The 25,196-nt window shown below is 61.5% G+C and carries 18 protein-coding genes; all 18 read left to right on the forward strand.

All coding sequences use genetic code 11. From position 1 onward, the window contains the following. Positions 1-84: 84 nt before the first annotated feature. Positions 85-1,002, forward strand: coding sequence for a LysR substrate-binding domain-containing protein (locus tag JMY24_RS25885; RefSeq protein WP_128596802.1), 918 nt, complete (start codon positions 85-87; stop codon positions 1,000-1,002). 110 nt (positions 1,003-1,112) lie between these two features. Continuing rightward, positions 1,113-1,859, forward strand: a complete 747-nt coding sequence (locus tag JMY24_RS25890; RefSeq protein ID WP_236597503.1) for a GntR family transcriptional regulator — start codon at positions 1,113-1,115, stop codon at positions 1,857-1,859. Between the two features lie 126 nt (positions 1,860-1,985). Beyond that, on the forward strand, positions 1,986-3,596 hold the full coding sequence (locus tag JMY24_RS25895; RefSeq protein WP_201703177.1) for a gamma-glutamyltransferase family protein: 1,611 nt from the start codon (positions 1,986-1,988) through the stop codon (positions 3,594-3,596). Between the two features lie 112 nt (positions 3,597-3,708). Further along, positions 3,709-5,013: an oxalate/formate MFS antiporter gene (gene oxlT / locus JMY24_RS25900; protein WP_201703179.1), complete on the forward strand. Its 1,305-nt coding sequence runs from the start codon at positions 3,709-3,711 to the stop codon at positions 5,011-5,013. 52 nt (positions 5,014-5,065) lie between these two features. Next, positions 5,066-5,842 (forward strand): ABC transporter ATP-binding protein, encoded by a 777-nt coding sequence (locus tag JMY24_RS25905; protein WP_128584464.1) that lies wholly within the window; start codon positions 5,066-5,068, stop codon positions 5,840-5,842. Continuing rightward, complete coding sequence (locus JMY24_RS25910; RefSeq protein ID WP_128596243.1) at positions 5,839-6,693, forward strand: ABC transporter permease; 855 nt, start codon at positions 5,839-5,841, stop codon at positions 6,691-6,693. Before JMY24_RS25905 ends, JMY24_RS25910 begins: the two co-directional genes overlap by 4 nt. Before the next feature lie 40 nt (positions 6,694-6,733). Next, complete coding sequence (locus tag JMY24_RS25915; RefSeq protein ID WP_128596244.1) at positions 6,734-7,714, forward strand: ABC transporter substrate-binding protein; 981 nt, start codon at positions 6,734-6,736, stop codon at positions 7,712-7,714. Positions 7,715-7,733: 19 nt separating this feature from the next. After that, the gene (locus tag JMY24_RS25920; RefSeq protein WP_128596245.1) at positions 7,734-9,083 is read left to right on the forward strand and encodes an amidase; all 1,350 of its coding nucleotides are present in this window, start codon (positions 7,734-7,736) and stop codon (positions 9,081-9,083) included. A 102-nt stretch (positions 9,084-9,185) separates the two neighbouring features. Beyond that, positions 9,186-11,855 carry an excinuclease ABC subunit UvrA gene (locus JMY24_RS25925; protein ID WP_201703181.1) on the forward strand — a complete coding sequence of 890 codons (2,670 nt, stop codon included), beginning with the start codon at positions 9,186-9,188 and terminating at the stop codon, positions 11,853-11,855. Between the two features lie 463 nt (positions 11,856-12,318). Then, positions 12,319-13,629 carry a H(+)/Cl(-) exchange transporter ClcA gene (gene clcA, locus JMY24_RS25930; RefSeq protein ID WP_128596246.1) on the forward strand — a complete coding sequence of 437 codons (1,311 nt, stop codon included), beginning with the start codon at positions 12,319-12,321 and terminating at the stop codon, positions 13,627-13,629. A gap of 221 nt (positions 13,630-13,850) precedes the next feature. Beyond that, positions 13,851-16,589, forward strand: coding sequence for an MGH1-like glycoside hydrolase domain-containing protein (locus JMY24_RS25935; protein WP_201703183.1), 2,739 nt, complete (start codon positions 13,851-13,853; stop codon positions 16,587-16,589). 1,036 nt (positions 16,590-17,625) lie between these two features. Further along, positions 17,626-18,771, forward strand: coding sequence for a sensor histidine kinase (locus JMY24_RS25940; RefSeq protein ID WP_164853647.1), 1,146 nt, complete (start codon positions 17,626-17,628; stop codon positions 18,769-18,771). Between the two features lie 5 nt (positions 18,772-18,776). Next, positions 18,777-19,412: a response regulator transcription factor gene (locus JMY24_RS25945; protein ID WP_128584458.1), complete on the forward strand. Its 636-nt coding sequence runs from the start codon at positions 18,777-18,779 to the stop codon at positions 19,410-19,412. A gap of 171 nt (positions 19,413-19,583) precedes the next feature. Continuing rightward, complete coding sequence (locus tag JMY24_RS25950) at positions 19,584-19,973, forward strand: response regulator transcription factor (protein ID WP_128584457.1); 390 nt, start codon at positions 19,584-19,586, stop codon at positions 19,971-19,973. A gap of 151 nt (positions 19,974-20,124) precedes the next feature. Then, positions 20,125-20,274, forward strand: a complete 150-nt coding sequence (locus tag JMY24_RS25955) for a hypothetical protein (protein ID WP_164853648.1) — start codon at positions 20,125-20,127, stop codon at positions 20,272-20,274. Positions 20,275-20,288: 14 nt separating this feature from the next. Then, positions 20,289-20,687, forward strand: coding sequence for a hypothetical protein (locus JMY24_RS25960; RefSeq protein ID WP_128596249.1), 399 nt, complete (start codon positions 20,289-20,291; stop codon positions 20,685-20,687). A gap of 17 nt (positions 20,688-20,704) precedes the next feature. Beyond that, positions 20,705-21,949 (forward strand): efflux RND transporter periplasmic adaptor subunit, encoded by a 1,245-nt coding sequence (locus JMY24_RS25965; protein ID WP_128596250.1) that lies wholly within the window; start codon positions 20,705-20,707, stop codon positions 21,947-21,949. Positions 21,950-21,962: 13 nt separating this feature from the next. Then, positions 21,963-25,196 carry an efflux RND transporter permease subunit gene (locus JMY24_RS25970; protein WP_128596251.1) on the forward strand — a complete coding sequence of 1,078 codons (3,234 nt, stop codon included), beginning with the start codon at positions 21,963-21,965 and terminating at the stop codon, positions 25,194-25,196.

Genomic DNA, 25,196 nt, shown 5'->3' on the forward strand with positions numbered 1-25,196 from the left:
TTCCGAATTGCAATGAGCGGTGCTGCCGCGATCTCCGCATCGTGACGCACTGTATCAACACCTTGGCGGGACCGAGGATGCCGAATGCCGATAAAGCTTTCTTTTGAAGCGCTTGAAGTACTGGATGTAATAGACAGAACAGGTACATTTGCCGAGGCAGCCGAATTGCTGCACAGAGTACCGTCGGCGCTGACATATCTCGTGCAGAAGATCGAAAGCGATCTGGGCGTCGAACTGTTCGACCGCAGCGGAAGACGCGCGAAACTCACGCAAGCCGGCCGCGTACTCGTGGAAGAAGGGCGTCAGTTGCTCAAAGCGGCGCGACAGCTCGAAATGAAAGCGCAGGGTATCCAGCGAGGTTGGGAATCGGAACTGCGCATCTGTCTGGATGAAATCCTGCCGTTCGGATCGTTGTGGCCATATGTTCACAGCTTCTACGAGATGGAAACGATCACGCGGCTGCGCCTGTCCACCGAAGTGCTTGGCGGCGTCTGGGATGCGCTGATCACGGGGCGCGCGGATCTCGCCGTGGGCGCGGTCGGTGAGCCGCCTCACGCGGCGAATATCGCGGCGCGGCCGATCGGAGCGCTGCGGCATCTATTCGTGGTGGCGCCGGGTCATCCGCTTGCCGCGATACCCGAGCCGTTGGACCGCGGCACGATTGCCGGATATCGCGGCGCAGTCATAAGCGACACGTCACGCGAGCTACAGCCTCAATCGGTCGCGACGTACGACGGCCAACCCGTTATCGTCGTGCCCACGCTGGCGGCCAAGGTCGGCGCGTTGTGCGAAGGTATCGCGGTGGGCATGCTGCCCGAGCGCGTGGCCGAAGGCCTCATACGTGAAGGGAAACTCGTCGCGAGACGTATTGCCGGCGTGCGTGAGCACACGCGGTGCTATCTCGCGTGGCGCGAAGACAAAGGCGGACATGCGCTCGATTGGTGGGTCGGGCAGCTGGACAAGGGCGATCTCGTCGACAGGTTGTTCAATGCTCGCATGTAGTTGGGCACTTCGGGTCAACAACGCCGCCGGCAGATTAAATTCTTGTTGACGAATGTTTTGACGGTGACAGATAGTCACTGCCGGAAGATCTGTTAATCCCAGGCTCGTGCGTGAAAGACACAACCCGCTCTCCCTCGTCGCGCGCTGACCACGTGTACTTCAGCGTGCGAGACGATATCTTCGACATGCGCCTGCTTCCGGGCGACCGTATGACCGAAGGCAGCATCGCCGATCGATTCGGCGTTTCGCGCACACCGGCGCGCGAGGCGCTGCAACGTCTTCAAAGTGACGGTCTGATGCGCGGCTATGTGCGCGGCGGCTGGGAAGTCGTGCCGATCGACTTCAAGCGCTTCGAAGATCTGTACGAAATGCGCAAGCTCATAGAAACGTTTTCTGTGACCCGGCTCTTTGGCGCTGACGGCGCTCTGTCCGCCACCGCGTCGCAGATGCTCGAGCGGCTCGACCGCATATGGAACGTCCCCCGCGCACAACGCATTCGCGACGGCCGGGAGATGGTGGCGCTCGACGAGGCGTTCCACGAGGCGCTCGTCGTCGCCGCCGGCAATGCAGAGTTGAGCGCCGCAATGCAGCGCGTGACCGACCGCATCCGCGTGGTGCGGCGGCTCGACCTCGTATACGGCGATTGCATCGACGATACATATAACGAACACATTGCGATTCTCGCTGCCATCCGCGATCTTGCGGCTGACCGCGCAGTCGAGTTATTGGGGCGGCACATAGAAGGAAGCAGGGCGGAAGTGCGCACACTGACCACCGAGCGCCTGCAGCGCGCCCGCACCGCCTCGGAGCCTCACAGTGCGCCTTATGCACCACCGAGGTTGCGAGGCACCATCTAGCAACACGCATTGGGCGCCCCAATTTGTTAAGCGCCTTCTGCAATCGGCCTTTGCGCGCATTACGGGCGTTGGCACGGTATTCGCATATGCACCGGGTATGTATACAAGCAAAAACCCCGTGCACCGATGACCTCCGAATTCCTGAACCCGGCCCGCGGAACCCGCGGCATGGCGGTCGCGCCTCATGCGCTTGCCGCGCAGAGCGCGCTCGCAATCTTGCGCGAAGGCGGCAACGCCGTCGAAGCGATGATCTCGGCCGCCGCGACGATCGCCGTCGTCTATCCGCATATGAACAGTATTGGCGGGGACGGGTTCTGGCTGATCTCGCGTCCCGGCGCCGAGCCTGTCGGCATCGAGGCGTGCGGTGCGGCGGCGTTGGCGGCGAGCGTCGACGAGTACCGCTCGCGAGGACTGTCGGCCATACCCACGCGCGGCCCGCTCGCAGCCAACACGGTGGCCGGCACGGTGTCCGGCTGGCAGCGCGCGCATCGCTGGTCGGCTGAAACGCTCGGCGGCAGGCTGCCGGTCGAGCGCCTGCTCGAAGACGCGATCCATTACGCGAAGCACGGCGTGCCGGTCACGCGCAGTCAGTCGCAGTGTGTCGAAAGCCGCCTTGCCGAACTGCGCCCGATCGCGGGTTTTGCTGAAAGCTTCCTGCACGATGGTCGCGTGCCGGCTACGGGCGAGCGTTTCGTCGCGCCGCGTCTTGCCGCCACGCTCGAACGGCTTGCCCACGCAGGCCTCGACGACTTCTATCGCGGCGACCTTGCACGCAGCATCGCGAGCGATCTTCAGTCGGCCGGCTCGCTGCTGACTCTCGCAGATCTGCAACGACATGAGGCGCGTCTGCGAACGCCGCTCGCGCTCGAGCACTCGCTCGGCACGATCTACAACATGCCGCCGCCGACGCAAGGGCTCGTGTCGTTGCTGATTCTAGGCATTCTTGATCGCGTGGTGACGAAAGAGATAGACCCGCTGGGTCCCGAGTTCGTGCATGCCTGCGTCGAAGCAACCAAGCTCGCGTTTGCGGTGCGCGATGCCGAGATCACCGATCCGGATCACATGCGCGTCGATCCGCGCGAACTGTTGAAGCCTGCCGCGCTCGACGCAATGGCCGCGCAAGTGTCGCCTACTAAAGCCGCGCCGTGGGGCGCCGGTCGCGGGCCCGGCGATACGGTATGGCTCGGCGTGACCGACAGCAACGGCGTTGCGGTGAGCTTCATCCAGAGCATCTATCACGAGTTCGGCAGCGGCGTGGTGCTGGCGGGGACGGGCATCAACTGGCAGAACCGCGGGTGCAGTTTCTCGCTCGACGAGCGCGCGCGCAATCCGCTAATGCCGCTGCGCCGGCCTTTTCATACGCTGAACCCGGCGCTCGCGCGTTTCGCCGATGGCCGCACGATGGTCTACGGCAACATGGGCGGCGACGGTCAGCCGCAGTCGCAAAGCGCGGTGTTCTCGCGCATTGCGACGTTCGGCTGGAATCCCCAGGCCGCAATCGACGCGCCGCGCTGGCTGCTCGGCCGCACGTGGGGTCAATCGACCGACACGCTCAAGCTCGAAGCGCGTTTCGCACCGGACACCGTCGCGCGGCTCGCAGCGCTCGGCCACGAAGTCGAGACGATGCAAGCCTATGACGAAGCAATGGGACATGCCGGCGCAATCGTTCGGTATCCAGATGGATTGATCGAAGCGGGCTACGACCCGCGCAGTGACGGGGCAGCCGCGGGCTGGTAGACGCACACGCGCGCTATTTTTCAATCGGATTGCAGGTCCGGCCTTCCAGGCTCGGAGGACGCTGCACGTCTGCCGATCGCCGGCAGACATTCGCTCAGTAAATGGAGTCACCATGACCACACGTTTGCAATCTTCGTTGCCACCCATCGCGTCCACGGAAGCCGGCGCCGCTTCGTCGAGCGCGACCCACAACCGTTGGCTTCAACTCGGGCTCGGTCTCGTCTGCATGATGGCGATTTCGAGTCCGCAATATGTATGGACGCTGATGACCAAACCGCTCGCCGCGAAACTCGGCGTTGCGCTGCCTGAACTGCAGGTCACGTTTTCACTGCTGATCATATTGCAGACGTTTTTCTCGCCGTTTCAGGGCAAGCTGATCGACCGCTTCGGACCGCGCACGCTGATTTCGATAGGCACCGTCATGTCGGGCCTGAGCTGGGTGCTGGCCTCACAGGTGCATAGCGCGCCGATGCTCTATCTGACCTATGGACTGGTCGGCGGTCTGGGCACGGGCATTGTGTATGTCGGCGTGGTGGGGCTGATGGTGCGCTGGTTCCCGACCAACCGAGGCTTCGCGGCGGGTGCGGTCGCGGCGGGCTACGGCATGGGCGCGATCGTCACGACGTTTCCGATCGCAACGTCGCTGCAGGCGCGCGGCATCGATGCGACGCTCTGGATGTTCGGCATCGGGTTTGCGGTGGTGGGCCTGCTCGCTTCGCAGGGTTTGCGCGTGCCGCCTGCGCACGATGCCGCGGCTCTTCCGGGTTCTGCTTCCACGCCTGCCGTCACGAATTTTCGCCCGTCGCAGACCTTGAAGACGCCGCTCTTCTGGCTGATGTTCGCGATGATGACCATGATGTCCACGTCCGGCCTCATGGTCACCTCGCAGATGGCCACCTTCGCCGCTGACTTCGGCGTGACCAAGGTACTCGTGTTCGGTATGGCGGCGTTGCCGCTGGCGTTGACGATCGACCGCTTCACGAACGGGCTCACGCGACCGTTGTTCGGCTGGGTGTCGGACAGGGTCGGGCGCGAGAACACGATGTTTTTTGCCTTCGCGCTCGAAGGCGTGGCCATGGCGCTATGGCTGCTCACGCGCGATAACGCCGTGCTGTTCGTGCTGCTGTCGGGCGTGGTGTTCTTCGGCTGGGGCGAGATCTTTTCGCTGTTTCCGTCGACGCTCACCGACACTTTCGGCACGCGGCACGCCACCGAGAACTACGGCTGGCTCTATATCTCGCAAGGGATCGGTTCGATCTTCGGCGGCCCGCTCGCGGCGTTGATGCATCAGCATGCGGGAAGCTGGGTGCCGGTGTTTTCGACCGCGATCACGCTCGACATCGTTACCGCGCTGCTCGCCATTGCCGTGCTCAAGCCGATGCGCCGGCGCTTTCTTGCGGCACAGCAGGCCGCGTGATTTCAATCGCGTTGGTCGCGATGCACTCCGAAAACGTCGTCGAGGAACAGACATGTCCGTTCAGCTTGCGTTACGCAATATCCGTAAATCGTTTTCGAACAAACTCGGTTCCGTCGACGTGCTCGGCGGTCTGACGTTCGATATTCATGAGCGCGATTTCGTCAGCATCATCGGGCCTTCGGGCTGCGGCAAAACTACGGTGTTCAACGTGATCGCCGGGCTGCTCGAAGCGGATAGCGGCGATATCGTCTATCGCGGGCAAAGCGTCGATGGCTTGCGCGGCAAGGTCGGCTACATGATGCAGCGCGACTTGCTGCTGCCGTGGCGCACCGTGCTGCAAAACGTGCTGATCGGCCCGGAGCTCTCGAAGATGCCGGCCGCGCAAGCACACGACATGGCGATGGAATACCTCAATACGTATGGGCTCGCCGGCTTCGAGAACGCATATCCGCGCATGCTGTCGGGCGGCATGCGTCAGCGCGTGGCGCTGATCCGCACGCTCATTAACGACCCCGACATCATTTTGCTGGACGAGCCTTTTTCGGCGCTCGACTACCAGACGCGTCTGTATCTGGAAGGCGTGCTGATGGAGGCCGTAGAGACGTTTCACAAGACCGTGGTACTCGTCACGCACGACATCGACGAGGCGGTCGCTTTATCGAAGCGCGTCGTCGTACTTGGCGGCCGGCCTTCGCAGGTGAAGAAGATCTACGACATCGACATAGCCGCTCGCTCGCCGATCGGCGCACGCAGCGACCCCAACTTCGCTGGTTACTTTCACGCATTATGCGGCGAACTGGATATTCAGACGGAGGTGAAAGCAGCATGACGCAATCCGCTTCCATCGATAAACCGGCGCCGGAGCAACGCACAGTGAAGCCTCGCGCGCTCTTTGTGCTCGACAGCGGCTGGGGCCGTTCGCTGTTGCAACTGGCGGCCGTAGTAGCGTTCTTCGCGATATGGGAAGGCGCGGCGCGGGTAGGCTGGGTATCGAATTTCCTCGTCGGCTCGCCGTCGAAAATTCTCGCGGCGCTCCTGCGCGACGTGCAATCGCATCAGCTTTTCATCGACACCGGCTATACGCTCTTCGAAGCGATTCTCGGCTTCGTGTTCGGCACGGCAGTCGGTTCGTTGTGCGGACTCGCGCTGTGGTATTCGCCCTTCGTCGCGCGGCTGATCGAGCCGTTCATCGTCGCGATCAATAGTGTGCCGAAGATCGCTTTTGCACCCATCGTGATTCTGTGGTTCGGCACCGGGCTCATCTCGAAGGTTGCGCTGGCCATTTCGCTTACCGCGATCGTCGCGCTGATTGCCGCCTATGAAGCGGCCAAGGACGCCGATCCCGACCTGCAGGCGTTGCTCGTCACGCTCGGCGCGAACAAGAACGACGTGTTCATGAAAGTGGTGGTGCCGTTCACGCTGCCCTACGTGATCTCCACGTTTCGCATCAACGTCGGCTTCGGTCTGGTGGGCGCGGTGGTGGGCGAGTTCATCTCATCGGAGAAAGGCCTCGGACACATGATCTTCACGGCGTCCAGCCTGTACGACCTCAATACCGTGTGGGAGGGGCTCTTCGTGCTAATGGCGATTGGCTTCGTCCTGTACTTTCTGATCGACATGCTCGAACGCAAGCTGCTGCCGTGGCGGCAGGCGTCGAATACCACCACCCTCAAGGTTTAACGCATTCCGGCAGTCCAACCACTTCAATATAGGACAGACGATGGCACTAACCGCAAGAAAGGCGCTCGTGGCGCTTACGACCGCTTTGGCACTGAGCGTTGCAGGCGTTTCAACACCGGCACTGGCCGCCGGAAAGAAAGTGACTATTTCACAGGCGTTCCAGTCGATGCTCTATCTGCCGCTCTATGTGGCGATAGACGGCGGCTTCTTCGAGAAGGAGGGACTCGACGTCAACAAGCAGACGGCGGGCAGTCCGAGCGCGGCGCTTTCGGCTGTGCTGTCCGGCAGCGCCGACTTCTCGCTACACGGGCCGGAGTGGACGGCCGTGGCCGCGGAGAAGGGCGCCGATGTCGATGTGATCGCTAATGTCGTGAACGGTGCGGCGGTGTGGATCGCCGTTGCGCCGGATGTGAAGTTCAGCGGCATCAAGGACGTGAAAGATCAGGTGATCGTGTCGGGACAGATGCCTACCACCAGCACGTCGCTGTTCTTCAAGCTGTTGAAGGAGAACGGCATGTCGCAAAGCGACGTGAAGCTGGTTCAGGTGCCGCTCGGTTCGGAGATCGGACCGCTCGTTGCAGGCCAGGCGAAGATCGCGGTGATGTATGAGCCGGGGCTGGATCAGGCTGTCGCGAAGGGCATGAAAGTCGTGCTCGGCTTTCCGAAGCTCTATGGCGAATACGCGTTTTCGTCAATCTCCGCGAAGCGCAGCGTCGATCCGGATGCGGCCGCGCGGTTCGTGAAGGGGCTGCAAAACGCGCTGCTGTACATGCAAAGCCATCCTGCGGAAACGGCCGCCATCGCGCGCAAGGAATTTCCGACACTCGACGCCGCAGTGGTCGACGCAGCGGTGAAGCGTATGCTGGACGAAGGCGTGTATCCGAAGAACGTGGGCATCACGCCTAAAGCGCTGACTGTCGCGATGGACACGCAGATCGCGCTCGGCAACCTGAAGCAGCAGCCGAACTACGATAAGTTCATCGTTCAGAATTACATCCAGCCGGCGCTTGCCGCAAAATGACACCGTTTGCGACGCTTACATGACCATGTTCTCTGCTTCTTCCAACACTGCGCCGATTCCGCCCATCGGCCGGATTCGCGCTGAAGTCGCCTCCGGCGAGGCCGGGCTCGAGCAGTACGTCACGCAGGCTTACGATGCGGCGTGCAAATCGCAGGCGTCGTTGCGTGCGTTCTGTTATTTGCCGGACGCCGCGCCCGTCAATGCCGTCGATGTGGCCTCGCCGCTGGCCGGCGTGCCGGTCGCGGTGAAGGACGTGATCGATACCGCCGACATGCCGACCGAATTCAACTCGCCCGCCTACAAGGGACGGCGCCCCGAGCGGGATGCGTGGGTGGTCGCGCGTTTGCGTGCGGCGGGCGCGTCGATCATCGGCAAGACGGTGACGACCGAATTCGCGTGGCGCAAGCCGGGCGCGACCGTCAACCCGTGGAACGACGCGTTCACGCCGGGCGGTTCGTCGAGTGGCTCAGCGGCGGCGGTCGCGGCAGGGATCGTGCCACTCGCGCTCGGCACGCAGACGCAGGGATCGGTGATCCGGCCGGCGGCGTACTGCGGCGTCGTCGGCTTCAAGCCGACTTACGGTGCGATTGCGCGCACTGGCGTGTTGCCGCTGGCGTGGTCGCTGGACCACGTCGGCATGTTTGCGACACGCGTGGCGGATGTGGCTTACGCTTTCGCGCTCGTCACTGGCGAGGATGCCGACGATCCGCACGTCTCGCACATCGGGCCCGCTGCGCAGGTTACGGCGCGCGGCACGGGGTCGCGGCGCATCGGCGTGCTGTCGAAACAGGCCGGCGGGGAAATCGAGCCGGCGCAGCAAGCCGCGCTCGACAGGCTCGCGGCTCGGCTTGCGCGAGACGGCGTCGAGATCGTCACGGTCGATCTGCCGCCCGAGATCTTTGAAACGCCTGCGCATGCGTTGAAACTGATGTCGGTTGAAGCGGCCATCACGCATGGCGAACTGGTCGATCGCACACCCGAACTCGTGAGCGAGGCAATGCGCGATCTCGTCGAAGAAGGCCGCAAGCTGCCCGCGACCGCCTACGCGCGCATCAAGGCGGCGCAGATGCCGATGGCGCACCGTTTTCACGACTGGCTGACCAAGGCGATGGCGCTCGATGCGCTGCTGGTCGCGCCGGCCACGGGCGAACCGCCGCGCGGGCTCGACTATACGGGCGACGCGTCATTCTGTGCGCCGTGGACGTTTCTCGGCGTGCCGGCCGTGACCGTGCCCGTGGGATTTGGGCCGCAGGGCTTGCCTCTTGGCGCGCAACTGGTAGGCGCTGCTCACGGTGACGCCGGTTTGCTGATGCTGGCCGAATGGGTCGAAGCGCGCACAGGGTGGCAAGCGGCGGTGGCGCAGCGGTAGATAGCGGACGCGCCCGCAGGGCCGCCAATTCGCTTCGGCCGCTTTGTGTGGGCACGCGTTGTGCGTCCTACTAAAGTTCCTGGCCCGTAGCTACCTACCAATATGGATGCAACCAGCCGCAAGCCCCGTTCGTCCTCGACATCCTCCCGCACAGACACGGGGTTCGTCAGCGTGCGGGGCGCGCGAGAACATAATCTGAAAAACGTCGACGTGCAGATCCCACGGGACGCGCTGGTCGTATTTACAGGTGTGTCCGGCTCGGGCAAGTCGTCGCTCGCGTTCGGCACGCTGTACGCGGAGGCCCAGCGGCGCTACTTCGAGTCGGTTGCGCCTTACGCGCGGCGTTTGATCGAGCAGGTCGGCGTGCCCGAAGTCGATGCGATCGAAGGTTTGCCGCCCGCCGTCGCGCTGCAACAGCAACGCGGCACACCGTCCGCGCGCTCGTCGGTAGGAAGCGTCACTACGCTATCCACCCTCGTGCGCATGCTGTATTCGCGTACCGGAACTTACCCGCCCAAACAGCCCATGCTGTTCGCCGAGCACTTTTCGCCGAACACGGTGCAAGGCGCCTGTCCGACATGTCATGGGCTAGGGCGCGTGTATGAAGTCACCGAAAAATCGATGGTGCCCGACGACTCGCTGAGCATTCGCGAGCGCGCGATCGCTGCGTGGCCGCCCGCATGGCATGGACAGAACCTGCGCGACATCCTCGTCACGCTGGGCTATGACGTCGACACGCCGTGGCGGGATCTGCCGAAGAAAGATCGCGACTGGATTCTCTTTACCGACGAGCAGCCGACCGTGCCCGTCTACGCCGGTCTCACGCCCAAAGAGACGCGCGCAGCGCTGAAACGGAAAGACGAGCCGAGCTACCAGGGGACGTTCACCGGCGCCCGCAGGTACGTCTTGCATACCTTTGCAAACACTCAAAGCGCGCTGATGAAAAAGCGCGTATCGCAGTACATGGTCTCGCGCGACTGCCCGGAGTGCGGCGGAAAACGGCTCACGAAAGAAGCGCTATCGGTGAAATTCGCCGGACTCGATATCGCCGAATTTTCGCAGTTGCCTCTCGCGGGACTCGCCGCGCTTCTGGAACCGATCGCGCGCGGGGAGTGGCAGGAGCCGGTCGCAGCCACACAGGGCAAAGGCGACGTGCTCAGCAGGAGCGCTATGCGCGATGCCGTCGAGCGGCGCGTGGCCGCTGGCGGCTCGGCGCACAAGGCTTCGCCTGACGTGCGACGCACACCGAACCTTTCGGGCGAGAAGCGCCTCGCCGCGCAGCGCATTGCGGCCGAACTTCAGGAACGGTTGATTACGCTCATCGACCTGGGCCTCGGTTATCTCGCCCTGGATCGCAGTACGCCGACGCTGTCTTCGGGTGAATTGCAGCGCTTGCGGCTTGCCACGCAATTGTCGTCGCAGCTCTTCGGAGTCGTGTATGTGCTCGACGAGCCATCGGCCGGCTTGCATCCTGCGGATGGCGAAGCGCTTTTCAGCGCGCTTCAGGCGCTGAAGGCAGCGGGCAATTCGATCTTTGTCGTCGAGCACGATCTGCAGATGATGCGGCGCGCCGACTGGCTGGTCGACGTGGGTCCCGCTGCAGGCGAGGAGGGCGGCCACATTGTGTATAGCGGACCGCCCGACGGACTCGCGGCAGTTAAAGCGTCACAGACTCGCCGACATCTGTTCGCCCCGCCGGCAAGCGTTGAGCGCACGTTGCGCGAAGCGAGAGGCTGGCTGCGGCTTGCCAATATCACGCGAAATAACCTGCATGGGCTGAACGTCGCGTTTGCGCTCGGTTGCCTGACGACGGTGACGGGCATATCCGGCTCGGGCAAATCGAGCCTTGTGAGCCAAGCCTTGCCGGAACTGGTCGCGAGCCGGCTGGGGAAAACAATCGAAAGCCCGGACGATGACGAACAGGACCCGCTGCTCGCCAACGGTAGCATGCCGACGAGCGGCCACATCATCGACGGGATGGACGCGATCAGACGGCTCGTACGGGTCGACCAGAAACCGATTGGACGCACGCCGCGTTCCAATCTGGCCACCTACACGGGCCTTTTCGACCAGGTGCGCAAGCTTTTCGCGGACACGCCCGCCGCCCGCAAGCGGCGCTATAGCGCCGGCCGCTTTTCGTTCAATGTTGCGCAGGGCCGCTGCCCGACCTGCGAAGGCGAAGGGTTCGTCAGCGTCGAACTGCTCTTTTTGCCGAGCGTCTATGCGCCGTGCACGACATGCCACGGCACACGTTATAACGAATCGACGCTGGAAATCACCTGGCGGGACAAGAACATTGCGGAAGTGCTGGGCCTTACGGTCGACGCCGCGTGCAGTTTCTTTGCAGACCAGGCTGGCGTGATGCGCTCGCTAACGGCGCTGCGCGACATTGGCCTCGGCTATCTGCGACTCGGCCAGCCGGCCACGGAGTTATCCGGTGGCGAAGCGCAGCGCATCAAGCTCGCGACCGAGCTGCAACGGGCACAACGCGGCGACACTCTATACATTCTGGACGAGCCTACGACCGGCCTTCATCCCGCCGACGTCGACCGGCTGATGGTGCAACTGCAAGGACTTGTCGATGCGGGCAACACCGTCGTGACGGTCGAGCACGATATGCGAGTGGCCGCACAAAGCGACTGGGTCATCGATGTAGGACCGGGGGCGGGAGACGCTGGCGGAACGATCGTGGTGAGCGGAAGACCCGCTGAGGTGGCGCTCGAAGAGGGTAGCCGCACCGCTGCGTATATCAGGGAACAGCTGGCGGCGTGATTCAGGGGCGCGGCTATTCAAACGACTTTGCTCGAAGTTCGCTGTGTCGTGAGAGCGAGCCGTTGCGCCGCGCCACGCTATGAACCCCGCGAACTTCTCACGTGCCAGCGTCGTCCCGAAGAAGGCGTAGCGCTCGCGCACTAGGGCAATTGCCTCGTCTGATACGACACCAAAGGTCAATTGCGTTTCAATCGCGCGACTACTTATATTGGCTTGACCTTCTGAAAGACACTGGCCAGATTGCAGGTGGCTCATCGGGCGCAATCTGCAGTCGAGGGTGTGCAGCCTGGTCGGTGCAAGCCCTATGCCATGTTTGTCCACGATAACCGGTGCCAAAGCGCCAGCGACTCTCATTCAGGTGCGCAGCGTATCGGCAGAGACTTATAGGACTTTAAGCCATGCATCGGAACGTGTTCGTGTTCTTCGGCGCCTGCACGCCAGTGTAGTCCGGGGTGTGGCCATCATGACCAGCCGCGCGGCCCGGGAGAACCACGGCGGGCTGCTCGTGTTGGGGCTCCTGTCACTCATCGTGGGAGCGGTGTCAGGGTCGCTAGGAGTGCTGTTTCGAAGCTCGCTTGAACAGGCCGACAGGTTTCGTACCTTGTTCCTCGCATGGGCGCAGGCCGAGAGCGTTATCGGCCTACTCATGGTGGTTTTCGCCACTGCGGGCTCGACAGCTTTTTCGGTTTGGCTCGTCCGTCGCTTCGCACCGCAGGCGAGCGGCAGCGGGATTCCTCACGTAGAAGCCGTTCTGCACGGAAACCAGCCACCTGCTCACTTTGTTCTCATCCCGGTGAAATTCGTCGGCGGTGTGCTGGCTATCGGTTGCGGTCTAGCTCTTGGCCGCGAGGGGCCGACTGTTCAGATGGGCGCCTCGATCGCTCATGCCATCGGGACGCTCTTTCGCCGGGACCCGGACGATTGCCGGGTTTTGCTGCCTGCCGGCGCCGGTGCCGGACTGGCTGCCGCATTCAACTCGCCGATCGCAGGCGCGGTGTTCGTGCTTGAAGAACTGGTTAGAAGGTTCGAGACCCGTACGGCAATTTCGGCACTCGGCGCGTCTGCGGGCGCGATTGCGGTAGCCCGCCTGTTTTATCGCGATTCGCCCGACTTCCGCCTGATAGCGCTACCTTTCCCCGCTTTCGGAACGATGCCAATGTACCTGGCGCTCGGCGTGTTTGTGGGTGTGCTCGGGGTCGCGTACAGCCGGGCCATACTCGGCGCGCTTGCCGTCGCCGACCGATTGTCGCGTTGGCCCGCCGAAGCGCGAGCCTTGGTGGTGGGTGCCGCGGTAGGCGTGCTGGCGTGGATATCGCCCGATATGGTGGGTGGCGGCGACGCCATTACACAGCGTGCGCTGGAAGGCACTGGCTCCTTGGGCGCCATCGCGCTCATTTTTATAGTGCGCTTCGCACTTGGCGCGGTCTCGTACGCGGCCGGCACGCCGGGCGGACTGTTTGCGCCGATGCTCGTTCTCGGCGCGCAAGCCGGCCTCGGCTTCGGAAAACTTTGCGTCGGCTGGTTCCCTGGCGTCGCCGTGGATTCCACTGCATTCGCGGTCGTCGCTCTGGCTGCCTTTTTCACGGCCGTCGTGCGCGCGCCGATAACGGGCATCATCCTCGCCACCGAGATGACAGGAAGCTTCACTCTGCTTCTGCCGATGCTCACATCGTGCTTCGCCGCCATGATCGTTCCCGCCATGCTGCGTTGTCCGCCGATCTACGATTCGTTGCGTGATCGCATGCCGCAAACGAAACGCGACCCGGCACGCTGACGCCGGATTCAAGCATTCGTTGACCGCTTGCATCTGGCTCCGCAGCCGGGGTAAGCGTGGGCGAAAGCATGTTAGACCAAGGTTGAATATCGGCGTGGTTAGTGGTTGCGTAGTCTATCCGCTATCGGAACCGGCTCGATCATGCGCTTAGATTCGATCATGCAACACGCTCGCGTGCATTGCGTCGAGTCGAGTCCATCGACCCGTAACGGAGAACAGGCATGGATCCCGCAATCGTCGACGTAACAGAGCAAAAGCGGCTGAACGACGCTCGCGAGAAGCAGGTTCCGTGGAAAAAGTGGGGCCCTTACGTGAGCGAGCGGCAGTGGGGGACGGTGCGGGAGGACTACAGCGAAAATGGCGACGCCTGGAACTACTTCACTCATGACCAGGCGCGCTCACGCGCGTACAAGTGGGGCGAGGACGGGCTCGGCGGATTATGTGACGACAAGCAACGATTGTGCTTCGCGTTGGCCTTGTGGAACGAGCAGGACCCGATCTTGAAGGAGCGCCTCTTCGGACTCACCAACAGCGAGGGCAACCATGGTGAGGACGTCAAGGAATACTACTTTTATATCGACAGTACGCCCACTCATTCGTACATGAAGTACCTCTATAAGTACCCCCAACGGGAGTACCCGTATCTGGACCTCGTCGAGAGCAATGCGAAACGATCGCGGGAGGAGTTGGAATACGAACTGCTCGACACCGGGATTTTCGATGACGACCGCTACTTCGATGTTTTCGTCGAATACGCCAAAGCGGACCCGGAAGACATCCTTGTCCGCATTTCGGTGCACAACCGGGCAGCGGAAGCGGCGCCGCTGCGGGTCTTGCCGACACTATGGTTTCGCAATACGTGGTCTTGGGGTAAGGACCCTCGCAAGCCCATGCTGTGCGATGCGGGACCTGGCGCGATTCGGGCCGTGCACCCCGAGTTGGGTGAGTACTGGTTGTATTGCGATGGCGCCCCGGAGTCGCTCTTCACCGAAAACGAGAGCAATACCCAACGCCTGTGGGGCGAAGCCAACGCGTCTCCCTACGTCAAGGATGCTTTCCATGCCTATGTCGTCTCGGGACAACGCGACGCGGTGAATCCCGCCAGGTCAGGCACCAAGGCCGCAGCCCACTATGTCCTCGACGTCCCTTCCTGCGGCAGCAAGACCATCCGCCTGCGCCTCACATCGACCAGGGTCGACAATGCGTTCAGCGACTTCGAAAGCGTGTTCAATAGCCGGATTGCCGATGCTGACGAGTTCTATCAGCGGATTGCTCCCAGATCGCTGACCGAAGATCAGCGCCGCGTTCACCGTCAGGCGTTGGCGGGCATGTTGTGGAGCAAACAGTACTATTTCTTCGACGTGCAACACTGGCTGCGCGAGCACGGCAGTCATCCATTGCTGGAGTCCGCGCGCCGCGAAGTGAGGAATACAGAATGGTTCCACATGCTGAATGCGGACATCATCTCCATGCCGGACAAATGGGAGTACCCGTGGTACGCGGCCTGGGACCTTGCCTTCCATACCGTCTCGCTCGCGCTGGTGGATTTCGATTTCGCCAAGGACCAACTGCTGCTGATGCTGCGTAGCCTGTACGTCCACCCAAGCGGGCAGATTCCAGCCTACGAATGGAACTTCAGCGACGTCAATCCACCCGTGCACGCCGCTGCCACGCTCTGGCTTTACAAATACGAAAAAGGGCTTGGACGGGCCGACCCGCGTTTCCTGGAGCGTTCGTTCCAGGGGTTGATGCTCAATTTCAACTGGTGGGTCAACCGTAAGGACCCAGAGGGGCGGAATGTCTTTGCCGGTGGTTTCCTGGGTCTGGACAATATCGGTGTATTCGACCGTAGTGCACAGCTTCCGACGGGTGGGACGCTGGAGCAGGCGGACGGGACGGCATGGATGGCGTTTTACTGTCAGTCCATGCTGGAGATGGCTATTATTTTGACCGAATACGACCCGATCTACGAGGAGGTCGCGTTCAAGTTCGTACAGCATTTCATGTGGATCGCCTATGCGATGGACCGTGTCGGCGAGCATGAGGACGAAATGTGGGACGAGCACGACGGGTTCTTCTACGATCTGCTGCGGCTCCCCGACGGCCAGACGATGCGTTTGAAGGTAAGGTCGATGGTGGGGCTGTTGCCGCTATGCGCTTCGTCCGTGTTCGAAGGGGATTCCGCCCACCGCTATCCGAAGCTGATGGCGCTGGTTGCACAGTTTCGGGAACGCTACCCCGAGCTGGTTGCTCATATCGCCCCTACCGACGCGGGCTTCATTGGTTATAAGGAACGAAGGCTTCTATCGATCCTCAACAGGCGGAAACTCGAACGCGTATTGGGCTACCTGCTCGACGAGAACGAATTTCTGGGTCCACACGGCATTCGTTCACTGTCCCGGCACCACCTCGAGAATCCGTTCGTGCTTCACGTCGATGGACAGGAGTTCAAGGTGCAGTACCTTCCTGCCGAATCGAACACCGGTATGTTCGGCGGCAACTCCAATTGGCGGGGTCCGGTGTGGATGCCCGTCAATCTGCTGATCGTGCGGGCTCTGGTGCAGCTTCACAGTTTTTTCGGCGATGAGTTCAAGGTTCAATGCCCGACCGGTTCGGGGCCGCACATGACGCTTTTCGAGGTGGCGCAGGAAATTGTCCGCCGGCTGACCGGTACGTTTTTGCGCGATGCCAATGGACGACGGCCGGTCTACGGAGGGGCAACGAAGTTTCAGGATGATCCGCATTGGCGCGACCTGATCCTGTTTTACGAGTACTTCCATGGCGACAATGGTGCAGGCCTCGGGGCCAGCCACCAGACAGGGTGGACGGGTCTCGTCGCGCCTTTGCTCGACCTGTTCGAGCGTGTCGACGCCAAAACCGTGCTTGAGACCGACCGCTGGAGCGTGATGGCCCAGGTCGTAAAAGAGCAGGTGGGTGGCGAAGAGGTGGGCGAGAAGTGAAGAAGATTGCCGCACAGGTAGTATGTGCCGCCTTGAACCTTGGGCGAGATACAGCCTGCGGGCAACGCCGCGCACATTCAAACATCTCGCCCGCAACGATATTCATGACCGGGTATTGAGCGCATGCCGTGCCGTGATGAGAAGCGCAAGTCCGATCGCGAACCTTAGAAGACCGTGGTTCAAGAGGTCGCCATCACTGCGATAAGAGCCGTATTGATTGCGCCGACCGAAACGCCGACGATCCCGTCGTGGGCGGCCCGGCTCCCCTTGAGGCCCGCATGAACGCCGGCCCGACAGGCACAAAGGAGCCTCTCGCAACGCTAAAGCCGCGAACCCCAATGTGTTACCACGTTCAGACTACATGCATATTCGCGCGAGACCAATTGCCCTTTGGTCCTATTGCCGAAAATCGGCCATCGCAGTCAGACTTCTCTCAATTAATAGCTTTAAGAATTGACGAGCTCGACATTTACTATTGCGTGTATCAGGACTACGATAGTTTGGCGACTTAACATGCGCGTGTCGCATCGACACTCGGGTGTAGTACCTTGTTTCAAGGCGCATTTTCCTCGACTTCCAAAGTCAGCTTTTGTATCAGTCCATCTCCTGGCGCGAGCCTTGAGGGGGAACCTTGGCCATGAGCATGGTTATGCCCGCGATCATTGTTCTGGAAACGGCCATCATTCTATGGTTATGGATGACGTTTGCCAGGCGACGGCGAATGGCGTCCACGGTTCCAAGTATTAATACGCCAGGTTTCGCGGATTATGTCGAGCACGCGATGACAGGTCCGAGGGGCATACACGCGGGAACGTCGGCGCTATCCGCGGGCATTGGTTTGCACGACGCAGCCGCGCGAGCCGGTTCGTCAGGAGACACGCGTGATGACGTATACACGGAAAAAAATACGGTCGTGCAGGACGAAAGTCAACCTGCGCCATGTGGGGAGCGTCCGATGATGGAGAGAATTCCCGCAACGGCTTCGGCGCGATTTGCGCGGCGGCAGTCTCGCGACGGCGGCATTCGGCCCATGGGAATGAACGATATTCCTGCGGATGCTCTGGCGAGCATAAGCGGTGAAGCCTACGTGCGCGAGGCGCTCGCCCTCGTTCCCATTTCTATTCTGACGCTCGACGAGCAGGGTCGCATCTTGATGGCCAATCCAGAAACGGCCGGGCTCTTCGGATACAAATGCGACGCGTTGATCGGCAGGCCCGTTGAATTACTTGTGCCCGACCTGCAACTCGATAATCTCGTTCTGCTGAGAGGAGGCGCATTTGCGCCGCCGGGCTTTCATGAGCGAACCGCATTGCATAAATTCTCTGCGCGCCGTAACAACGGCACCGAATTTCAGGCAGAGATCGGGCTCAAGGCGTTTCAGTTCGATGAGAACAACGTGACGCTCGCATTCATCATCGACAGAACCGAGCGCTACGAGCTTGAACGTCACCGTCGCGATCTCGCGCATCTGACGCGTGTTTCCACCATGGGTCAGCTTGCATCGTCGCTGGCGCATGAACTGAACCAGCCGCTTACCGCGATTCTCAGTAACGTACAGGCGGCGCAGAGGTTTCTCGCAGCGGACCCCATCGATCTCGCCGAGGTGAGAGAGATTCTGAACGACATCGTGCAGGATGACTATCGCGCAAGCGAACTGATAAGGCGCATTCGCGCCGTCGTGAAGAAGGGGGATCTGGAGGTCGCATCGCTCGATCTCGCGAGCATCATTCGCGACGTGGTCCTGCTGGTGCGCAGCGATGCCATCGTGCGCGGCATCAAAGTGACACTCGACATCGAAGGGGACCTGCCGCCCGTGTGCGGCGACAAGGTCCAGTTGCAGCAGGTCATACTCAACCTTCTGCTCAACGCGTTCGACGCGATGAACGACGTGCCGCCCACCGATCGCGTGGCAGCCGTGACGCTTACGCGTGAGAGCGATCAGATGATCTGCATCGCTATTCGCGATCGCGGGCATGGACTGACTGCCGACAAGCTGGACAAAATCTTCAAGCCGTTCTTTACGTCAAAACCCCAGGGTCTCGGTTTGGGATTGTCGATAAGCCGCACTATCATCGGCATGCACCGTGGGCGGCTCTGGGCCGAAAACAACATCGAACGAGGCGCGACGTTTTTCGTCGCATTGCCTGTTGGCGATGCGGCGGGACAGGCTGAGTCGCGATAGAGACCATGACAGATTCCGCTTCTCTTGTATTCGTCGTCGACGACGACGAATCCGTGTGCCGCGCGCTCGTTCGACTGATCCAGTCAGCAGGCTATCGGGTGGAAACGTTCGGTTCCGCGCGCGAATTTCTCGACAGAATGCCCGCCGTTTCCTGCCCGGCATGTCTTGTGCTCGATATCCAGATGCCGGACGTCAGTGGACTCGAGCTCGCGCGTGAACTCAATGCGGCCCTACCGATCATCTTTATCACGGGCCATGGCGACATTGCGATGGGTGTGGGCGCGATGAAGGCGGGAGCCACGGACTTTCTGCCCAAACCCGTATGCGATACCGATCTGCTGCGTGCGATCGAGCAGGCGCTCGAACGTGCGGAGCAAATGCGCGCGGTCCGGCGCGAACTCGATTCACTTCACGATCGTGCGGACCGGTTGACTCCGCGGGAGCGTCAAGTCATGGCGCTTGTCGTGACGGGGCTGCTGAACAAACAGGTGGCGAGCGAACTCGGAACGGTCGAACAGACAATCAAGGCTCATCGGCGACGGGTGATGGCGAAGATGGAGGCGACATCGCTCGCCCAACTCATCCGTATTGCAGACAAGATCGGCCTGTCCGGCGCCGTGGGGGCGCACGCGCAGCGGTAGGGCTGTGGTGGTCGGGTTTGAACGGCTCTGGCTCCGGGCTGCAGAGACAACCGCGGGGCAGTTCCACCTCGACATAGCACCAAGGTCCACTATCGGCTTGTCCTCCTGGATCGTAGTCTAGCGTCAGGGGGAATGCAGCCATCGTGCGTTCCCGGATACCGGGCCACATCAATGGGAAAACTCAAACCGTTCGTTGTCATCGTCGATGATGATGAATCGGTGTGCCGCGCGATCAAACGGCTCCTGCGCTCAGTCGGCATCGCCGCTGAAACGTTCGCGAGCGGCGACGCCTTTCTCAACACATTGTTGTCCATACCGTCATATCACCCGGACTGCGTCATTCTCGACGTGCAGATGCCGGGGATCAACGGGCTGGAGGTTCAGCGTCGTCTGTCCGGCAGCGGCGCACCCGTCATTTTCATCACCGCTCACGACGACATCAGCGTGCGCGAGCAGGCTTTCGCGAGCGGCGCTGTCGCCTATATTCGCAAGCCGTTCAGCGATGACCTGTTTGTCCGAACCGTGCGCGCCGCGCTGGAAAGTAGCCAGGCGCCGCCGTAGCACACGCGCAACGTACGCTGAATCGGTATTACCCCAAAGTTCAATTGTCATCGGAAGGGTCCGCTGCCAATACTAAGGATACCTGAGGCGCCGCGCACGCCGCTCCGGGACCCGGTCACGCAGTGATTCCCTTTGAATGGAGCGTCCGATCATGTTCAAGCTGATGCCGGTGGCGGAACGCTCAGTGGCCGCCCAGCAATCTTTCCAGCAGCAGACATCCCAACAACTGGCCACTTTCAACCGCACGGTGGGGGTATGTATGCCCGAGCCGCGCATACACCGTTCAGTATCCTCCATCTAGCGGGAAACGCGGCCATGAAAAAGAACTCCCTTCGTATCGCTCTCGCGGCGATCTTCTGTTTCGCTTCGGCTGCGTTATCCGCAGCCGAATTCGACGGCAGCAAGCCGTTGCTGTGCGCCACCATCGACGCACACGCGTGCGACCCAGGGCAGGTCTGCGAGCGCGCGTTGCCGGCGGATCTCGGTGCGCCGCAATTCCTGCGCATCGACTTTGCAAAGAAGACCGTGAGCGGTCCTCAGCGTACAACGCAGATCCGCTTCATGCAGACCGACCAGAACCAGATTCTCCTGCAAGGAACCGAATTCAGTTTCGGGTGGACGATGGTGCTCGACAGGGAAGACGGCTCGATAACGCTGACGCTTGTCAATCGTGAAGATGCCCTGGTGCTGTTCGGTGCTTGCACTGCCATGTAGCTGCGATGGATGATCCGATGAAACACACCACGTTTGACGCATTCCTGCAACGGCAGACGACGCGCGGTCTGAGGTGCGTGCTCGTCTTCGCCACGCTGGCACTCTGCGCCGGGTGCCACAAGCCGGCTGCGACGCCGCCGGCGCCGACGGCCGAAGTAACCGTGATGAAGGTCGAACCGCACGATACGGCTGTCGATTTCGAATTCACCGCGCAGACGCAGAGTTCTCGCGAAGTCGAGATTCGCGCGCGCGTCGACGGCTTTCTCGACAAGCGCGTGTACACGGAGGGTCAACTGGTTCATACCGGGCAGACGCTCTTCCTGATGGACCCGAAGCCGTTCGAAGCCGCGCTGCAAACTGCCAAGGGCCAGCTCGCGCAGCAGCAGGCGAGGCTCTATGTGACCAAGGCCAACCTGGACCGCGTGATACCCCTTGCCGCGCAGAACGCTTTGAGCAAGAAGGATCTGGACGACGCGACCGGCAACGAAAAGAGCGCGCTAGCGGCCGTGGTCGCCGCCCAGGGGCAGGTGCAGACGGCAGAACTGAACCTCAGCTATACGACGATCAAATCGCCGCTCAACGGTTTGTCGAGCTTCGCGAGGCAACAGGACGGCAGCTACGTGACGGCCGGCTCCGGCGGCTTGCTGACCTATGTCTACCAGCTCGATCCGATGTGGGTGAACTTCAGCATCTCAGAGAACGAGTTGCTCCGATTCCGCGACGAGATTGCCAAAGGGCGCCTGAAGTTTCCGAAGAATGACGACTTCACCGTGACAGTCGTGCAGGCCGACGGCACCGAGTTTCCCGACAAAGGTCATATCAACTTTACGAACCCGGCTTTCAGCACGGAAACGGGTACGTTTCTCGTGCGCGCGTCGTTTGCGAATGCCAAGGGTATTTTGCGGCCCGGGCAATTCGTGCGTGCGCGCGTGTCTGGTGCAGTGCGGCCGAACGCGATACTCGTGCCGCAACGTTCTGTGTTGCAGGGTGCAAAGAGCCACTTCGTGTGGGTGGTCGATGACGAATCGAAAGCGCATCAGCGGGTGGTCGAAGTCGGCGAGTGGCACGGCGACGACTGGTTCGTCACGCAGGGATTGAAACCGGGCGAGCGAATAGTAGTGGACGGTGCGCTCCGGGTTACAGCCGATACACCGCTGAAGATCGTGGCGTCGCCAGCGGCGGCCAACGCGGCAAACGGCGCACCCGCGGAGGAAAGCACCAGTTCGAACGCTCGTGCATCCAGCACGGTCGCGACGAACTGAACAGGCGAGCGAAATGAATCTCTCCCATTTCTGCATCGACCGCCCGATCTTTGCATCGGTAATCTCGATTGTGATAACGCTGGGCGGCGCGGTGGCGATGTTAAGTCTGCCGATCGCACAGTACCCGGACATCACACCGCCGCAGATCACCATCTCCGCCACATATCCGGGTGCCAGCGCCGATGTGGTTGCCAACAACGTGGCCGCGCCGATCGAGCAGCAGGTCAACGGCGCGGACAACATGATCTACATGAGCTCGTCGAGCTCATCGACCGGCAACCTGACGGTCAATGCATACTTTCAGATCGGCACCAACCCGGAACTCGCGCAGGTCGACGTGCAGAACCGCGTAAATCTGGCGTTGCCGCAATTGCCGCAATCGGTGCAGGCCCAAGGCATTCAGGTTCAGAAGAAGTCGTCAGCGTTCATGATGGTGATCGCGATCTACTCGCCGGGCGACCGTTACGACGCGACTTACATCGCCAACTACGCGAATATCTATGTGCTCGATGCGTTAAAGCGCATTCCGGGTGCCAACCAGTCGTCCATCTTCGGCACGCCGGACTACGCGATGCGAATATGGCTGAAGCCCGACCGCATGGCGCAACTGGGCATTACGGCCGGCGACGTGCAGAAAGCAGTCGCCAACCAGAACCAGCAATTCGCCGTTGGCCGGCTGGGGCAATCGCCGACCGGCAAGGCGGTCGAGCAGTCGTTCGCCGTGACGACGACCGGCCGCCTGAACGAACCGTCCGACTTCGACAACATCATCATTCGCGCTGCGAACGGCGAGGCGGCGATCGTGCGTCTGAAGGACGTTGGCTACGCGTCGCTCGGCCAGAAAGACTATTCGATCCGCAGCCGCTTTCAGGGCAAACCGGCGACAGTCATGGCGGTGTATCAGCAGCCAGGCGCGAACGCTCTCGACGTGTCGAAGCAGGTGCGCGCGACGCTCGAGGAGCTGAAGAAGACCTTCCCGGAAGGGCTCGAATACAGCATCGCGATGGACACGACCGAGTTCACTCGCGCGTCGATTTCGGATGTCGTTCATACCTTTTTCGAAGCACTGGTGCTGGTCGTGATCGTCGTGTTCGCATTCCTGCAAAGCTTGCGCGCGACGTTGATTCCGGTGCTGGCGGTACCCGTATCGATTGTCGGCACGTTCATGGGCATGCTGGCACTTGGCTTCTCGATCAACATGTTGACGTTATTCGGCATGGTGCTCGCCATCGGCATCGTCGTGGACGACGCAATCGTCGTGATCGAGAACGTCGAGCGCAACATGAGCGTGCACAAGCTGAGTCCAAAAGACGCCGCCAAGCGCGCGATGGACGAAGTCTCCGGCCCGGTCATCGCGATCGTGCTGGTACTGTGCGCGGTGTTCGTGCCGGTGGCGTTCCTGAGCGGCATCACGGGCCAGTTGTACAAGCAGTTCGCGATCACCATTGCGATTTCGGTGGTGTTCTCGGGTATCGTCGCACTGACGCTGTCGCCCGCGCTTGCCGCGTTGCTGCTCAAGCCGGGTCACCATGAAAAGCGTGGCTTCTTCAGGTGGTTCGACCGCAATTTCGAAAAAATGACGAACAGCTATTCGCGCGCCGTGAAGCTGGTCATCAAGCGGTTCGTCGTGGCGCTGCTGCTGTTTGGGGGAATGATCGCGCTCTCGGTCGTCATGATGCGCGCGATACCGACTTCGTTTCTGCCGCCCGAGGACCAAGGCTACCTGCTCGGCGCGGTCATCATGCCGGACGCCGCCAGCCTCGATCGCACAGGCGACGTTTCGGAGCACGTCACTGACTATTTCATGAAGCAGGAAGCCGTGGGCAGTGTGACGGTCGTCGATGGTTACAGTCTGCTCGACAGCCAGAACAAGAACAACGCAAGCACGTTCTTCATCGGCTTCAAGAGTTTCGACGAGCGCTACAAGTGGTCCAACATTCGAACGCAGAACGCGCGGGCGGTGCTGATCGGCGCGTACGAAAATCTGTCGAAAGTGAAGGAAGGCATCATTCTTCCTGTTAATCCGCCGTCGATACCGGGGCTCGGCACGACGGGCGGGACCGAGATGTGGATTCAGAGCAAGGGCGACGGTACGATCGCGCAACTCGCGGACGTGGTGGACAAGTTCCTGGAGAAGGCAAAGAAGCGGCCCGAACTGGCGCGCGTGACATCGACCTTCAATGCGTCGTCGCAGCAACTGCTCGTCGACGTCGACCGGGACAAGTCGGAAACGCTCGGCGTGCCGGTCGAAGAAGTGTATAGCGCGATGCAGACCATGTTCGGCTCGCTGTACGTATCCCAGTTCAACCGTTCGAGCCGGCTGTGGCAGGTCATTCTCCAGGCCGAGCCGTCCTACCGGTTGACACCGCAGGATCTGAACCAGCTTTATGTGCGCAGCAAGACAAACAGCATGGTGCCGCTCAAGTCGGTCGTGACGTCACGGTACGTGACCGGCCCTGATCTCATCACGCGTTTCAACAATTTTCCCGCGGTCAAGATCACGGCCAACGGCGCGCCGGGCTACAGCTCCGGACAGGTCATCTCGTCGCTCGAACAGGTCGCCGGCGAGGTCATGTCGTCGGACTACGGTGTCGGCTGGAGCGGTGAGGCCTATGAGTCGAGGCAAGCTGGCAGCACGTCGGGACTCGTGTTCGTATTCGGCCTGATCATGGTCTTCCTGATTCTCGCTGCGCAATACGAGAAATGGAGCCTGCCGGTTGGCGTGTTGATGGCCGTGCCATTTGCGCTCTTCGGCGCGCTGCTCGCGATCATGATGCGCGGACTCGAGAACGACGTCTATTTCCAGATTGGGTTGACCATGCTGGTCGCCCTTGCCGCGAAGAACGCAATCCTGATCTTCGAATTTGCGGTGCTCAACAGGGAGGCGGGCGAGTCTGTCCACGACTCCGCCGTCACGGCGGCGACCGAGCGGCTGCGGCCGATCGTGATGACGTCTCTCGCCTTTATCCTGGGCTGCGTCCCGCTTGCCATCGCCACCGGCGCGTCGGCCAACAGCCGGCATTCAATCGGCACGGGGGTGATCGGCGGCATGCTCGGCGCGACGGTGATCGCTGTGTTCTTCATCCCGATGTTCTTCTATGTACTGGAGACGATGTCGGAGAAGAGCGCCAGCAAGAAGGCACCCGGTTCGAGCGGCGGACCCACGGGCGGCGGGACGCCCCCCGTTGCGCAACCCGGCCCGGGCACGCCGACCATCAAACCGTCTGCCCCGCGCGAGGACGACTGA

This window comes from Paraburkholderia kirstenboschensis, from assembly GCF_904848585.1.
GTDB classification, from domain to species: domain Bacteria; phylum Pseudomonadota; class Gammaproteobacteria; order Burkholderiales; family Burkholderiaceae; genus Paraburkholderia; species Paraburkholderia kirstenboschensis.

Excerpts from the sequence above, each read along its gene's own strand:
- JMY24_RS25940 (WP_164853647.1), top strand. The coding sequence starts at position 17,626 with ATGAACGATATTCCTGCGGATGCTCTGGCGAGCATAAGCGGTGAAGCC.
- JMY24_RS25955 (WP_164853648.1), top strand. The coding sequence starts at position 20,125 with ATGTTCAAGCTGATGCCGGTGGCGGAACGCTCAGTGGCCGCCCAGCAA.
- JMY24_RS25960 (WP_128596249.1), top strand. The coding sequence starts at position 20,289 with ATGAAAAAGAACTCCCTTCGTATCGCTCTCGCGGCGATCTTCTGTTTC.
- JMY24_RS25925 (WP_201703181.1), top strand. The coding sequence starts at position 9,186 with ATGGATGCAACCAGCCGCAAGCCCCGTTCGTCCTCGACATCCTCCCGC.
- JMY24_RS25920 (WP_128596245.1), top strand. The coding sequence starts at position 7,734 with ATGACCATGTTCTCTGCTTCTTCCAACACTGCGCCGATTCCGCCCATC.
- JMY24_RS25935 (WP_201703183.1), top strand. The coding sequence starts at position 13,851 with ATGGATCCCGCAATCGTCGACGTAACAGAGCAAAAGCGGCTGAACGAC.
- JMY24_RS25885 (WP_128596802.1), top strand. The coding sequence starts at position 85 with ATGCCGATAAAGCTTTCTTTTGAAGCGCTTGAAGTACTGGATGTAATA.
- JMY24_RS25970 (WP_128596251.1), top strand. The coding sequence starts at position 21,963 with ATGAATCTCTCCCATTTCTGCATCGACCGCCCGATCTTTGCATCGGTA.
- oxlT (WP_201703179.1), top strand. The coding sequence starts at position 3,709 with ATGACCACACGTTTGCAATCTTCGTTGCCACCCATCGCGTCCACGGAA.
- JMY24_RS25945 (WP_128584458.1), top strand. The coding sequence starts at position 18,777 with ATGACAGATTCCGCTTCTCTTGTATTCGTCGTCGACGACGACGAATCC.
- JMY24_RS25905 (WP_128584464.1), top strand. The coding sequence starts at position 5,066 with ATGTCCGTTCAGCTTGCGTTACGCAATATCCGTAAATCGTTTTCGAAC.
- JMY24_RS25965 (WP_128596250.1), top strand. The coding sequence starts at position 20,705 with ATGAAACACACCACGTTTGACGCATTCCTGCAACGGCAGACGACGCGC.
- JMY24_RS25950 (WP_128584457.1), top strand. The coding sequence starts at position 19,584 with ATGGGAAAACTCAAACCGTTCGTTGTCATCGTCGATGATGATGAATCG.
- JMY24_RS25895 (WP_201703177.1), top strand. The coding sequence starts at position 1,986 with ATGACCTCCGAATTCCTGAACCCGGCCCGCGGAACCCGCGGCATGGCG.
- JMY24_RS25910 (WP_128596243.1), top strand. The coding sequence starts at position 5,839 with ATGACGCAATCCGCTTCCATCGATAAACCGGCGCCGGAGCAACGCACA.
- clcA (WP_128596246.1), top strand. The coding sequence starts at position 12,319 with ATGACCAGCCGCGCGGCCCGGGAGAACCACGGCGGGCTGCTCGTGTTG.
- JMY24_RS25915 (WP_128596244.1), top strand. The coding sequence starts at position 6,734 with ATGGCACTAACCGCAAGAAAGGCGCTCGTGGCGCTTACGACCGCTTTG.